At 41.2% G+C, this 14,829-nt stretch carries 11 protein-coding genes; 9 read left to right on the top strand and 2 right to left on the bottom strand.

All coding sequences use genetic code 11. The features are described 5' to 3' along the window. The first annotated feature begins 21 nt into the window (after window positions 1–21). The 5 genes from AC1XUE_RS02745 to trmB all read left to right on the top strand — a co-directional run bounded on the left by AC1XUE_RS02745 (window position 22) and on the right by trmB (window position 5,798). A complete protein-coding gene (locus AC1XUE_RS02745; protein ID WP_483354398.1) occupies window positions 22–1,689 on the top strand; it encodes a TonB-dependent receptor in 1,668 nt (555 codons plus the stop codon). Between the two features lie 30 nt (window positions 1,690–1,719). After that, window positions 1,720–2,763, top strand: coding sequence for an HU domain-containing protein (locus tag AC1XUE_RS02740; RefSeq protein ID WP_483354397.1), 1,044 nt, complete (start codon window positions 1,720–1,722; stop codon window positions 2,761–2,763). Window positions 2,764–2,878: 115 nt separating this feature from the next. Further along, window positions 2,879–3,808: a hypothetical protein gene (locus tag AC1XUE_RS02735; protein WP_483354396.1), complete on the top strand. Its 930-nt coding sequence runs from the start codon at window positions 2,879–2,881 to the stop codon at window positions 3,806–3,808. A gap of 5 nt (window positions 3,809–3,813) precedes the next feature. Next, window positions 3,814–5,112 carry a bifunctional folylpolyglutamate synthase/dihydrofolate synthase gene (locus AC1XUE_RS02730; RefSeq protein WP_483354395.1) on the top strand — a complete coding sequence of 433 codons (1,299 nt, stop codon included), beginning with the start codon at window positions 3,814–3,816 and terminating at the stop codon, window positions 5,110–5,112. A gap of 26 nt (window positions 5,113–5,138) precedes the next feature. After that, complete coding sequence (gene trmB / locus AC1XUE_RS02725; RefSeq protein WP_483354394.1) at window positions 5,139–5,798, top strand: tRNA (guanosine(46)-N7)-methyltransferase TrmB; 660 nt, start codon at window positions 5,139–5,141, stop codon at window positions 5,796–5,798. Between the two features lie 88 nt (window positions 5,799–5,886). Here the strand turns inward: trmB and gap are convergent, their stop codons facing one another. Next, entirely contained in the window at window positions 5,887–6,897 is a 1,011-nt protein-coding gene (gene gap / locus AC1XUE_RS02720) for a type I glyceraldehyde-3-phosphate dehydrogenase (protein ID WP_483354393.1), read from the bottom strand. A 388-nt stretch (window positions 6,898–7,285) separates the two neighbouring features. Between gap and AC1XUE_RS02715 the strand changes: the two genes are divergently transcribed. Together AC1XUE_RS02715 and AC1XUE_RS02710 are read left to right on the top strand one after the other, a co-directional pair. Further along, window positions 7,286–8,101: a 2,3,4,5-tetrahydropyridine-2,6-dicarboxylate N-succinyltransferase gene (locus tag AC1XUE_RS02715; protein WP_483354392.1), complete on the top strand. Its 816-nt coding sequence runs from the start codon at window positions 7,286–7,288 to the stop codon at window positions 8,099–8,101. A 275-nt stretch (window positions 8,102–8,376) separates the two neighbouring features. Then, window positions 8,377–8,721, top strand: coding sequence for a helix-turn-helix transcriptional regulator (locus tag AC1XUE_RS02710; RefSeq protein ID WP_483354391.1), 345 nt, complete (start codon window positions 8,377–8,379; stop codon window positions 8,719–8,721). Window position 8,722: 1 nt separating this feature from the next. Here AC1XUE_RS02710 and AC1XUE_RS02705 read toward each other — a convergent pair whose 3' ends face one another. Then, on the bottom strand, window positions 8,723–10,606 hold the full coding sequence (locus tag AC1XUE_RS02705) for a T9SS type B sorting domain-containing protein (protein ID WP_483354390.1): 1,884 nt from the start codon (window positions 10,604–10,606) through the stop codon (window positions 8,723–8,725). Window positions 10,607–10,810: 204 nt separating this feature from the next. Here AC1XUE_RS02705 and AC1XUE_RS02700 point away from each other — a divergent pair, with 204 nt between their 5' ends. Both AC1XUE_RS02700 and AC1XUE_RS02695 read left to right on the top strand, forming a co-directional pair. Beyond that, window positions 10,811–13,087, top strand: coding sequence for a DUF1549 domain-containing protein (locus tag AC1XUE_RS02700; protein WP_483354389.1), 2,277 nt, complete (start codon window positions 10,811–10,813; stop codon window positions 13,085–13,087). Between the two features lie 153 nt (window positions 13,088–13,240). Then, window positions 13,241–14,662 (top strand): DUF1501 domain-containing protein, encoded by a 1,422-nt coding sequence (locus AC1XUE_RS02695; RefSeq protein WP_483354388.1) that lies wholly within the window; start codon window positions 13,241–13,243, stop codon window positions 14,660–14,662. The last annotated feature ends 167 nt before the right edge of the window (window positions 14,663–14,829 follow it).

Genomic DNA, 14,829 nt, shown 5'->3' with positions numbered 1-14,829 from the left:
CGTTAAAGTAAAAATACTATTATGATGAATTCAAGCATACTGCGAGGTTCCGTATTCATTTTGACTCTGGGATTTTCTTCGAATTTTGCGATTGCGCAGAGAGGAGAAATCGAAAGCCAGACATACGAGATTGTAAAAGAAAAAAGTATTGAGTTTGCACCTGCTGCACGTATATATGATAAAGTTCAACCGGTTCAGGGTCAAGCCGGTCAAAAGAAAGTGAACTATGAGATATTAGATCCAAACATCAATATTTCCGCCCCTAAACTTACCCCGGCAGTTGGTGTGTCGTCAGATGAAAAAGAGCGATCTGAGATGCCCGGAGTATTAAACAACTACATCAAACTAGGAGCAGGTAATTATGGGCGATTCCTTGGAGAGGGTTTTGTCGGAGCACGACCATCGGAAGACTTGATTTTTACGGCCCAGCTTAAGCACCTGTCAGCAGCAACTGGCCCTGTCGACGGTAAGAATTCAGCCAACGCTTCAACGAATTTGAAAGTTGGAGGCAAATACATTCGCGAGACTTATAAGGTTGAAGCATCTCTGGGTTATGATAGGAAAAATTATTATTTCTATGGATACCAGCCACAGCCGGAAGGTGTGATTGTGAATCGTGACAGTCTTCGCCAGACGATCAACCAGTTTGGTATCAATCTTGGATTTGAAAATACGGATGCTTCTGTTGCCGTGGATTACTCCGTAAAAACAAGTCTTAACACCTTGACAGACCGTTACAACGCGTCTGAATTGGATTGGGGAACTAAGCTGACTGCAGCAGTCCCTATCTCTGAGTCATTTTACGCTCTGCTGGAGGCGGATGCTTTTGTTTCACAGCGTATCGACAGACTAACGTATAACAGGAATTTATTCAGGGTGAAACCTACCTTCAAGTATGCATCTGATATTTTCACGGTAACGGCCGGACTTAACGCTGTTAACGAAACGGATAGTCAACTGGGAATTAACAGAACCAAGGCATTCCCATTAATTAATTTCGATGTAACGCCATTTTCAGGACTACACATATTCGCAGGTTACAACGGAGATATTGTAAGAAATACTTTGAGAAGCATGCTGAGCGAGAATCAATGGCTGGGAGCTAATGTGCTGATTGCCAATACCGAAAAAACAGGAGATATGTATGCGGGTGTGAAAGGTGAAGCAGATGGTTTTAACTATGAGGGAAAAGTCTCCTACGCCAGATACCGCAACTTCTATAATTTCAATAATTCCCTGGCGGACACCTCTAAGTTCTCCATCATCTATGACCCGGGAAAAACCAACGTATTGACTATTTCAGGACAGGCAGGATATAACTTTAATGAAATTTTCAAGACTTCTTTGAAAGTGAATTTCTTTAATTATTCTGTAGGTGTAGTGGAGGAGGCCTGGCACCGTCCTGATCTTACTTTAAATTGGTTTAATGCGATCACTGTAAGTAAGAAACTGTTTGTAACAGCCGATCTTTACACCCAAAGAGGAATCAGAGCGAAAAACTTTCAGTCCGGCGAAGTCACAAAGTTGCCGGTCATTGCGGATCTGAATTTGAAGACAGATTATCTGTTAACCAAGAACTTCTCGGCGTTTGTGGCCATTAACAATGTACTCGGTAAGCAGTATCAGCGATATCAATACTACCCTCAACAGGGACTAAATTTTATTGGAGGATTATCATTTTCTTTCTAATTTCGCCAAATACATCTGAACAAGTACTGCATGACTGCTGTCGAAACGGTAATAAAGAAATTAGTTAGTGATTATGAATTCGTGATTATTCCAGGATTCGGTGCATTGCTCTCAAGGCAGGTACCGGCTCTTTATGATCGGGATTCCGGGATATTTGCCCCGCCTGTTAAAAAACTGGCGTTTAACGAATTTCTTAAACTGGATGACGGTTTTTTAGCGAACTATATTTCAAGGGAAGAGAATATTTCACATTCGGAGGCTATCGCACGAATTAAAGAATATACTGACAATCTGAAAGCTACTCTGACTACCCAAGGTCAGACAGTCATTGAAGGGATAGGGCACTTTAACAAGAATATCGAAGGTAAACTGGTTTTTGAACCAAACGTTACCAACTGCTTTAAAGACGAGTGGTACGGTTTTTCCAAAGTATCAATAAAAATGATGGAAAAGGCAAACCCTGTTAAAGTGGAATTCGTACACGTGCCAGAAGAAGAACAGCACGTTGAAGTACTTGAGCTGGATTCAGTTAAGGTTAATCGGGTTAGCTGGATCAAATGGGCATCGGCTGCCATGCTTGCCGGGCTGATGGTTTACGTGAGTTTCTTTTTGGTGACCGCTAACTCAGGCAATAACAAGAGTACCTTAAATCCATTTGACTTTTCTGCTGATAAACAAGAAACTGTGTTGGTAGATCCGGTTCAGAAGGAGGAAGAAGTAAAAACAGTTTCGCCAGACATTGGCGAAAAAATTGTTGAGACGAAGAAAACTGACTCTTTATCTGTTACACCGGAGCCTGTTGCAGCAGTTGCTACATTACCTGAACCAGCAGCAGAAACAAAAAAGTTCTATCTTATCGCAGGAGCATTCAATGGAATGAAGCGTGCAACCATTATGAAGGAAGATTTGCTGGCTAAGGGTTTTAAAGAGACGATTGTTCTTCCTGCAGGTAAGCATAGTAGAAAATTCACTGTGGCTATTCAGGGCTTTGACGCTGAAAATGAAGCATATGCTGCGTCAGGTAAATTGAAATCTGTGATCGGTGAGCCTGGATGGGTTTTAAAAATGAAATAACCTGGTTTGAAAAGTATAACTTGTATGGAGAGGGAGCCCTAGGCTTCCTCTTTGCGTTTTATACGAAAGTTTTTAATTTTACGTTGTTGAGCCAATTAATAAACATCAAAATATAATGATTGTATTACAGGCAGAAGATCGTCAGAGAATTGCAATGTCCTGGGCTTTGTCCGTAGGGATCACTGTAGCTATTCTTGGATTGTTCTTTTTCATACGATTGAACAGTTCAACACCGAAGGTTGAGCCTCTTGAACTTTTTGTTGAGGTTAACTATGGTACCAGCAAGGTGGGCAAAGGAGATATTCAGACCTTCAATAAACCTAATGATTCGAAGGTAGCTGAGAATATGAAAGCAGATGCTGACGAGGTGAAGAAGGTGAAATCTGTTGCTACCCCAAAGCCAACTCCGCCGACGCCTCCTAAGGTCGAGTCTACCAAACCGACAAAAACGGTTGCTGAAAAGCCCGTTATTACTTCTAAAACGGAAAGTCCTGTTGAAGCGCCTGAGAAAACTGAGACGAAGAAATCCACAGGCAGCGCCACCTCTTCAGCTCCGGCTGTTAAACCTGCGCCGGAAAAAGCGGTGAATAAAGACGCTTTGTTTACAAAATCTTCTGGCAGTAAATCCGGAAGTAATGGCACTAACGGAACAAAGACTGGAATTGGCGGAAATAATAATGGAGATGATGCAGAAGGTGTTGGCGATAAGGGATCCAAAACCGGAAGTTTATTTTCTAAAACATATAAGGGTGAGGGAAGTGGAGGTAACGGAGCAGGAACCAGCCTGAATTTATCAGGATTTGGGATGAGTGGCAGGCCTGTGGTTGACGACAACTCTGATGTGACCGGAGATATTACATTTAAGATAACGGTTGATCGAAACGGGCGGGTTAAGAGTATCATTCAGCAAAATTCGACGGTGACTGACTACGCTGTCATAAATAAATATAAGAATGCAGTGAGAGCTATTGTTTTTGTTCCTAAATCGGCAAATGTACCTGATGAATCAACCGGTACTATCACATTTAAAATACGGTCTCGGTAAATAGAATGAATTATCAGGAAACGATTGAATACCTGTATAGCAGACTTCCGGTTTTTCAGAATATAGGGGCCCGTGCTTATAAGCCGGGCCTTACTACTACACTCGAACTTTGCAAAATACTTGATAATCCACAGGATAAATATAAAACTATCCATGTAGCAGGAACAAACGGCAAGGGAAGTACTTCACACATGATCGCCGCCATTCTGCAGGAAGCAGGCTACAAAGTAGGATTATATACATCGCCTCACCTTAAATCATTTACAGAAAGAATACGGGTAAATGGACAGGAAATCAATGAAGAATTTATCACGACATTTATTGCTGATAATTTATCTAACATTGATAGATTAAGTCCCTCATTCTTTGAAGTTACCGTCGCAATGGCATTTGCTTACTTTGCTCACGAACGGGTAGATGTGGCAGTGATAGAGGTTGGAATGGGCGGAAGACTAGACTCCACCAATGTGATAATACCTGAGCTTTCTGTCATCACGAACGTAAGCCTGGATCACACACAGTTTTTAGGTGATACACTGGAGAAAATTGCTGGAGAAAAGGCGGGTATTATAAAACAGAATGTTCCGGTTGTAGTGAGTGAATATCAGACTGAAACAGCAGAGGTATTCAGATCAATTGCAAAGGAAAAGCAAGCACCTCTATTTTTTGCATCAGAAAAAGTAAAAGTTGAAGAGATAGCGACAGAGGACGGTCTCATGATTGTCAATGCAGGGATAGCGGAAGAATCGGTAACAACCTATCTGAATTTGCGAATAGACCTCGCAGGCTCCTATCAGTTGAAAAATATAGGCGGAGTGCTTCAGTCAGTCCAGATATTGAATACAAAAGGATTTAGGATTGAGCTATCGTCAGTCTATGCTGCTTTAAGTAAAGTTACAACGCTTACAGGCTTGAAGGGCAGATGGCAAAAAATAGGGGATTCACCTGCTGTTTATTGCGATACTGCGCACAATGCTGCAGGACTTACAGAGACATTGAAGCAGTTTGCCAAACTACCAGCAAAAAACCGTCGCTACGTGATTGGTTTCGTTGGAGATAAGGATATCTCGGCAATGTTAGGTATGGTGCCTTCAGATGCTGTTTTTTACTTCACAGAGCCATCTAATTCACGAGCTCTTAAAGCTCAGGATCTACAGCAGCTTGCTGGAAGCTTCGGGCTGCAAGGGAATTACTACGTTAACGTAAATGAAGCGCTCCAAGCTGCTATCAAAGATTCAGAGCCAGAAGACTGTATTTATGTTGGAGGCAGCACGTTTGTGGTGGCAGACCTCGATAATTTATAATTAACTCATTTTTACAAGTTTAAGAAATGTCAAGAAGAAAGTTGGCACATTACGAATTCAGTGCGCGGGCAGACAATGTGATAGAATTAGGGAAACCGTTTTACACTACAGTTAAGGGGAAATGGAATGAACTCTATTTCAAAAACGATAACCCTATTGTACTTGAACTCGCCTGTGGTAAGGGTGAATATACAATAGGACTGGGCAAACAGTTTGCTGATAAGAATTTTATAGGTGTAGATATCAAAGGCGATCGGATTGCCCGAGGAAGTTTAGCAGCAAGTGAAGCGAATTTACAGAACGTGGCATTTCTGCGGGCAGGAATACAGTATTCGGATGAATTCTTCTCGGAAAAAGAAGTGGACGAAATATGGCTTGTTCATCCGGATCCTCAGGTGCGTGACAGAGATGAAAATAAGCGATTGACCAATACGCGCTTTTTGGACATGTATTCCCGATTTCTTAAAGAACAGGGAATGTTTTATTTAAAAACAGATAGTTCATTTTTGTATGATTATAGCTTAGAGACGCTATCCGGCTCAGCTCAGTTTGAGATATTAGAGCATACAGATAACTTATATGAATCAGAGCTGCTTACGGAGCACTACGGTGTTAGAACGCACTACGAACAGATTTTTGTAGGGAAAGGTTATTCAATTAAATACATTAAAGCCAGGCTTAAATAATATTTGGAGGCTGAGTTGATAAACGATAATAAAACAGGGCATTGGATTTGAAATCCAATGCCCTGTTTTATTATAGACAATTGCGCTACTACTTGATCAATTTAGCGAAGTAATAAACGGTACGAACCAATTGTGATACATAAGACATTTCATTGTCATACCAGCTTACAGTTCTAACCAATTGCGTATCACCCACTTTCTGAACTCTTGTTTGAGTAGCATCAAACAGAGATCCGTAGCTGATACCGATGATGTCGCTGCTTACGATTTCGTCCTCAGTATATCCGTAGCTTTCGTTAGCTGCATCTTTCATCGCTGCATTAATCTCTTCAACTGTAGTTTCTTTTCCAAGAATAACAGTCAATTCAGTCAATGAACCTGTAAGAGTAGGAACGCGCTGAGCAGATCCGTCCAATTTGCCTTTCAATGATGGCAACACCAAGCCTATTGCTTTAGCTGCACCAGTACTGTTAGGTACAATGTTCTGAGCAGCTGCACGAGCTCTTCTCAAATCACCTTTTGGATGTGGTGCATCCTGAGTGTTCTGATCATTCGTGTAAGCGTGGATAGTTGTCATTAAGCCATTCACGATACCAAACTTATCTTCCAATACCTGTGCCATTGGCGCAAGACAGTTAGTAGTACATGATGCACCACTGATGATCGTTTCGGAACCATCAAGAATGTTGTGATTCACGTTATAAACGATTGTCTTAAGATCGCCGGTAGCAGGAGCAGAGATTACAACTTTTTTCGCACCTGCAGTAATGTGCGCACTTGCAGACTCCTGGCTTGTAAAGAAGCCGGTACATTCAAGAACCACATCTACTTCATGAGATGCCCATGGAATTTGAGCTGGGTCTCTCTGAGCGTAGATTACTATATTTTCGCCGTTTACAACGATTGAGTTTTCAGTGGATTTAACCTCTGCGTCAAAACGGCCCTGAGCTGTGTCGTACTTAAGAAGGTGTGATAAAACCTTTGGACTTGTAAGATCGTTTATTGCTACGATCTCGATGCCTTCCATGTTATAGATTTGACGATACACAAGGCGTCCAATACGCCCGAAGCCATTAATTGCAACTTTTACTGTAGACATGTCTAGATTGATTTTGTTATTTCTTACGAGCAAATTTAATAAAAAGGAATGGTATGTCAAAGGTTTCCGGCCCAGTTCATTGCAGCCGATGATCTGTGCTTGTTCATGGTGAAATAGCATTTGTTTATTAGTCAGCTGCTAAGGAGTTTTCTTAATTTATTCCTGAAAAGGTTATTTTAAAATATTTGGTGCGATATTTGCAGTATGGTAAATAGGACTATCTATTAGGAAAAATTTGCGATTCCAGTAGCTGGTTCACTTCTACTATTTGAATTCATAAGTACCCATTCAAGGGCACTCACGGGCTGGCATATATTGTTTTGTTAAGGTCTGTGTATATGCTGTAAATCAAGTCGTTAAATATATTTAATTAAACAGTTTAATTAGCATGAACTTCGCAAGTAAGATTGAAGAAGTATGGTCAAATCGTGAGCTATTAAAAGACTCATCAGTAGTAAAACTTATCTCTGATATTATTGAAGAAGTAGATAAAGGAAGACTCAGAGTTGCAGAGCCGCAAGAAGATGGTAGCTGGACAGTGAACGAAGCTCTGAAAAAAGCCATTATCCTTTATTTCCCTATACGTCAAATGCAGGTGAGCGAGGTAGGTATTTTCGAATATCATGATAAAATGAAACTCAAGACAGGTTACGAAGAATTGGGTGTGAGGGTTGTACCTCCGGCTGTAGCACGTTATGGTGCCTACATTTCTAAAGGTGTAATCTTAATGCCTTCTTACGTAAATATTGGCGCTTATGTGGATGAGGGAACTATGGTTGATACCTGGGCAACAGTGGGAAGTTGTGCTCAAATAGGCAAAAATGTGCATTTGAGTGGTGGAGTAGGTATAGGAGGGGTTTTAGAGCCTGTGCAGGCTTCCCCGGTAATTATTGAAGACGGCGCTTTTATAGGATCCAGATGTATAGTAGTTGAAGGCGCGCGCGTAGGAAAGAGAGCTGTTCTCGGAGCGGGTGTTACGATTACCGGTAGTTCAAAGATTATAGACGTGACAGGTGATCAGCCGATCGAATACAAAGGATTCGTTCCGGAAGACTCAGTAGTAATCCCTGGTTCTATCCCAAAAACATTCGCATCAGGGACTTATCAGGTTCCATGTGCGCTCATCATTGGTAAGCGTAAGGCTAGTACCGATCTAAAAACTTCTCTTAATGACGCCCTTCGTGACAACGGTGTGGCGGTGTAATAATCTAAATTCTTATAGTATGAATAAAGCAGCACCATATAGTGCTGCTTTATTTTTGTCAATTATTTGAGTTTAATAATATAAACACACATAGTTTACTAAAATAAGCTTAAAGCATTTTTGATATTTATTAATGTATATTGTACTATTGTAATAGATTTACATAATTAATGTACGTATAGATGGACTTAAGTGAGAAAATTAAATTGATACTATCTGGCAAGAATATATCTCCGTCAATTTTTGCGGATGAAATTGGAGTGCAAAGATCAAGTATGTCCCATATTCTGGCGGGTAGAAATAAGCCCAGCCTGGATATAGTGCAAAAAATAATAAAGAGATTTCCGGATCTGGGTGTGAATTGGATTATGGATGACCAGGACTTGCCCCTTTTGAGTTCGGAAGTATCAAAGTCCATATTAAATGAAGGCAGTCATGGCATGTCTTCGACCCCTGAGAGTGAGTTAAAAGCTGGTTTGAATGAAGCAAAGTATGCAGAAAAGCCTGTTCAGCACGATCCGATGCCCCATACCGTAGCACAAGCTGCCGGAAAGGCTGTAACCAAAATTATGGTTTTCTATTCTGACGGAACATTTCAGGAATTGAATCCCACTGGCTGACTTACCGTATGATCAGCAACTCACCCGTGTAAACTCTATCCTTCGCTTTAATGGTATACGGATAGCTTCCGGCATTGACCTTTGAGTTGTTGAAAGTACCGTCCCAGGGAATCTTATATCCATTTGAACGAAAAATTACCTGCCCCCAACGGTTGAAAATCGTAACTTCTGTTATACGATCTTTATCATTGAATATTTGGAATGTATCGTTGAGTCCGTCATTATCTGGAGTGAATGCTCTTGGGATATAAAGTGGGCTGAGAACCCGGATGAACACCGATGCAGATGAAATGCAGCCTGTTGGAGATATGGCATGGAGCATATAAGGGGTATCCTCTGTCAACCCTACAGAAAGATTTTTGGTGGACGTAAAAATGGCTGGATTGTCACTTCTTGTCCAGGAATATTGATTGTCAACATGTTCAGGTGAAATTTTCGGTTGTATCGAAATGTGCTCGCCTTCGTTGCCTGTGATCGTATCAGGCATAGATACTGATATATTACCTGGGGATATGTAGATTGAATGTTCTGATTTACAACCAGAACTGATATCTTCTGCTATTAGTTTGTAATCTCCGGATTCGCTGATAGGAAGCTCCTTTATTGAGCTGGCTAGTTCCTTATTGTTGTGAAACCATTTGTAAATAAACCGGTCCGGGTTGTCAATATTTGCAGATAGAATCATCGTATCATCCAGACAAATGCTGTTTACGGGCGACGTAATTTCGATTTCCGGAAGTGTTTGCAGTAGGACGCGGACAGATGCAGATGCTGTATCACGGGTACATTTTTTGGTATAACTTTTTATAACCGAATAGCTACCGGTGTCAGTTACCACGATGTTAGAATAGATAGCACCCGGAAGATTAAATCCATTTTTCTGCCATTGGTAAGTCCAGTCGGGTTCTTGTGTAATGGCTAGTGTAACCGGGCGCATCGAACAAATGGTAACATCAGTAACAGGTATATCACTAACAGTTACTATAGGAACATCCGGAGCCTCATCATCGCAATCAATGACCATCAACTGAAAGTCCCTGCGTACAACCCCTATTCTTTTTTCATTTCTGTATTCCTCGCATTGTATGGCAAATACAAACAGACCAGTTACATTGGCATTCACGTGCAGTATGCCATTTGGGTCAATAGAAAGAGGTTTGTTTCCCGGGATAATTTTTTGCAATGAAAATCCGTTGGACCAGATTACTTCCGGATAACCATTTTTAATGCTGTTATCACCGTTTGCCTGCCTTGTGCTTGTGTATCCGCGTAACGGCGTTACAAGGGAGTATTTAAGATTATCACCGTCACTGTCAATAGCCGACATATTCATCGCGAAGTCGCGATTTGTACAGATGTATTGTCCATTCGGAATCTGGAATTGCGGAGAAGAGTTGCTGACTGTGACCGGAGGAAATTCCAGATAAAATGTGATACCATTGGTTTGGGGCTCTTTGATATTGGTAATATCTGAATTCCTGCAACAACGTTCCCACACCATATAATAGCCCTCGGGGTCACTGTATCGATTCGGACTCAGGGTAATGCTTCCGTTATAAGTTCCTGCAGATGTATTCAAAGATTTAAATGTAGCGCACGCTTTGTTCTGATACTCAATTTCCTTCGTTGAAGTGTAATAAGCTATCACCTGATCCATGTAGGCGTTAGTCCTTTTACTATATATGAAAATGGCCACACTGTTGTCACGGTTGCCATTGGTTGTATTAGTTGGAATTACAAGGTTGTTGCCGTCCCAGAACTGAATCAGAGAAACATCATAGCGGTTGCCTACTGATAATTTCATTCTCAATTCTCCACCTACGATATGATCTGCAAATAGTGGAAAGTACAAGGGCAGAATAAATAAGAGTAATAACTTTTTCATAAGCTAAATAGTATTAAAGAGAAGGGATATTATTTTAAAATTACAATTATTAATATTAATTTATCAATATTTATCTCGTCAACACGTTATGTTCTGCACCTTTTGATTTCTGAATGATATCCATGCTGTCACAATCCACCGAAACATTTTGGCTGGCAATTTTTGGGAAGGCTTCACCCGTTAGTTGTTCATTTTCCAATATGCTTGCTTGCTGTAGCGCTCGTACTCGAATTAATAGACTGGCGCAAAAAAGACAGTAACTTTCGTGGGGCAAGTCAGGCACTTTTGGCAATAGGAACGGCAACTGCTATCATGGCTGTAATCTTAGGCTTGTTATTGGCTGCCGATGGAGATTATGGCGCTTCTGCATTAGATATACATCAATGGGCAGGAATAAGTACTGCATCATTATCGCTAGGTGCTTGTTATTTTCTTTATCGGAATAAGATCAAAGTATACAGAGGAATCCTGATACTGGCAGTGATAGGCGTTTCTGTTGCCGGTCACTATGGTGCTATGCTCACGCATGGTGATGACTATCTCACCAGTGTACTACCAAATGATGGAAATGAAGGTGAAGACCCGGTTATTACAAGCGCAAATTTTGTGCTTACCAATACCGGAGAGTTGACTGATCAGCAGCTTCAGGATCTGAACGTGCAGGTGAGGACCATGCTGGCTCATAATTGTTACAGTTGTCACGGAGAAGCAAAATCGAAAGGAGATTTGCGTCTGGACGGAAAAGAATCAATTATGAAGGGTGGAGAGGGAGGTGTTATTGTAATACCTAACCATCCGGACAAAAGCGAACTTATCCGTAGGATCACTTTGCCTCATGGTCATAAAGAGGCAATGCCAACAAAGGGTAAGAGACTAACTACCAAAGAAGTTGATATATTGAAGTTTTGGATTGAAAAAGGAGCGCCATGGCCTGATGGTAAAGAAAAAAGCATTTACCGGTCAGCGCGGCTGGAACCACGGGATCCGGAAATTCCGCCGGTAAGTGGTGATAACGTACAGCCTGTTGATCGTTTTGTTAATGCGTATTTCCGGAAGAATAAAATTGCCTGGAAGCCCTTAGTGAACGACAGGACCTATATCCGCAGAGTATATCTCGACGTTGTAGGTTTACTTCCCACTCCCTCACAAGTTGCCACTTTTTTAGCAGATAAAAGTCCTGATAAGAGAGCAAGATTAGCCCAGGAGCTACTTTCGAGAGATGATCAATATACCCAACACTGGCTTTCATTCTGGAATGATGCTTTGAGAAATGATTATTCTGGTACAGGGTATATTACAGGTGGGCGGTTTGATATTACTAAATGGTTGTATAGCTCACTTGAAAAAAATAAGCCTTATAATCAATTGGTTAAAGAGTTGGTAAGTCCTGTAAAGGGCTCGGAAGGTTTTATAAATGGTATTAAATGGAGAGGTACTATTAATAGTAGCCAGCGAACTGAGATGCAGGCCGCACAAAATGTATCCCAAGTGTTGCTGGGCCTAAATCTCAAATGTGCTTCATGCCATGACAGCTTTATCAGTGATTGGAAATTGGAAGAGGCTTATGCCTTTGCCAACATTTTTGCAGATACGCTCCTGGAAATTAACAGGTGTGATAAGTCAACCGGAAAAATTGCGGGAACAGGGATGTTGTTTCCCGAGCTGGGAGAAATAACTGTTACCAAAGATAAGGAATTAAGATTGCGACAGCTGGCTGATTTGCTGGTTCAACCTAAAAATGGAAGGCTCTACAGAACGGTGGTGAATCGGATTTGGGCACAGTTACTCGGAAGAGGAATGATAGAGCCAGTAGATATGATGGATAATCTTCCATGGAGTGAAGATCTGCTGGATTGGTTGGCGTCAGACTTTGCTGCGAATGGATATGACATTAGAAAACTGATCTATACCATTGTAACATCCAGAACCTATCAGCTGCCTTCATCATCTGTAAAGGAAGCTGATGAAATCATGTCAGAATCCTATATGTTCACAGGTATGGTAAGAAAAAGATTGACAGCTGAACAATTCAGTGATGCGATAAGCACATCATTTGAACCTATGTATGCCGACACTGCTATAGTTTATAAGTTCCTCCCTGAAAATCTGAAGCAGAACGGAAGATTTCCGCGCGCAGCTCTGGTAAAGAATGATCATTTTTTAACGGCTTTGGGTAGACCTAACCGTGAGACAGTCAGTACGAGCCGAATCTCTCAAGCCAACTTATTGCAAGCACTGGAGTTAACCAATGGTTCTAAATTTACAGAAACCCTGAAAAGAGGTTCACGTCACTGGAAAGGCAAATACCCGACCTCGGATGTGCTTATTGCTGAGCTCTACCAAACGATGCTGGGACGAATACCAGTACCAAAAGAACTGGCGGCGGCAAGGAAAATAGTAGGTCAGACCTCAACGGAAGAAGGTGTTCAGGATCTGGTCTGGGCGATAGCTCTGACACCGGAATTCCAATTAATCTATTGACACAGTATGAATTATGCTTTTTAAATAAATTTAAAGGATAGTATGTAATGAATGTTTAATAAGCTATATACTTTTAAGAAGTTTAATACATTTAATAATTTAAAAAAGTATTATTACTGTTTATTGTAAATCAGCATGTTATAGTAAGATGGTATGAATAATTATTGGAATAGGAGAGAGTTTCTGCGAAAAACCAGTGCTGCAACTATGGCTGCCTTAGCTGCAGGATCACCCGTTGCCAACCTATTATCAGGCTGTAAACCTGGATCAAATTCCAAAGCAGATACAGTTATTTTACTTTGGATGGCAGGCGGCATGGCCCACACGGAAACATTCGACCCGAAAAAATTCACACCTTTTGAAAAAGGTATGAAGGGAAATCGTGTGCTGAGTACATTCCGATCCGTACCTACCGTACTGGATGGTATACATTTCTCTGAAGGTCTGCAGTCCATTGGAAGTGTGATGGACATGGGCACTTTGATACGATCTTATGTGGAAGCAGACATGGGACACATTCTGCATTCCAGGCATCAATACCATTGGCACACCTGCTATGAACCCCCTCAAACAGTTGCTGCGCCACATATGGGATCCTGGATTGCAAAGGAACTCGGACCGAAGAATCCGGTAATTCCCGCGTTTATTGATATTGGTCAGCGGTTTACTTTAGGAGAAGCTGAGGAGTTAAAAGCATTCCATACAGCAGGATTCCTGGGCAATGAGTTCGGACCATTTTTCATTCCTGATCCTACACAAGGCCTTGAAAGCGTACGGCCACCTGTAGGTATGGATGCAAAACGTTTTGAGAAACGTAATCAATTATACAATGAGTTGATTAACAATAGTCCGATCGGAGAGTTCGGAAGCGATTATCAGAGAGAGTTGTTAAAAAGGTCTATGGAGCAGGCTTATGCATTACTGAATTCTCCAGAATCTAAAGCTTTTAATCTGAGTGCAGAACCAACAGAAAGCTACAACATCTATAACACAGGAAGATTTGGTTTGGGATGCTTGCTTGCAAGAAGACTCACGGAGCAAGGAGCACGATTTATTAGTGTGACCACCGAATATGAGCCATTTAAAGGCTGGGACACACATGAAAATGGTCATACCCGGTTGATTGAAATGAAGCGTCAGATCGATGGGCCCGTTGCCCAATTGGTCAAGGATCTGGATAAACAAGGCTTGCTCGATCGGACAATGATTGTGTTGGCCAGTGAGTTCAGCAGAGATATGATGGTGGAAGGCAGGCCTGATGTGAAAGTGCAGGAGCAGGTAGCACAACCCGATATCCTAACAGACCTGAAATTTTACGGAATGCACAGGCATTTTACCGATGGTTGCTCGGTGCTCATGTTTGGAGGAGGAGCAAAGAAAGGATTTGTATATGGTAAAACTGCAGATGAGCGACCCTGTAAGACAATCGAAAATCCAATTAAAATCGACCAGTTGCATCAAACAATTTATCATGCCTTGGGAATATCCGAAGATACACAATACGAAGTTGAAAAAAGGCCGTTCTATACAACCCCCGATGGTAAAGGAAAGGCAGTTTTAGATTTACTCACATAATTTTTCAGAATACTTTGATATGTGTACCGGTTGCTCATACAGCCGGTATTTTTTTGTTTTCATTTTTCAATTTATTGCAGAACCTCACTCCATTTTGATATATTACATGATATAGTTCAATAAAAACTTATTTTAAAAATATTTGTAAAAACCGGACACAGCAGGAT

The sequence above is a fragment of the Dyadobacter sp. HNCC25DJ187 genome, from assembly GCF_056895255.1.
This window is presented reverse-complemented; position numbering and strand designations above follow the sequence as displayed.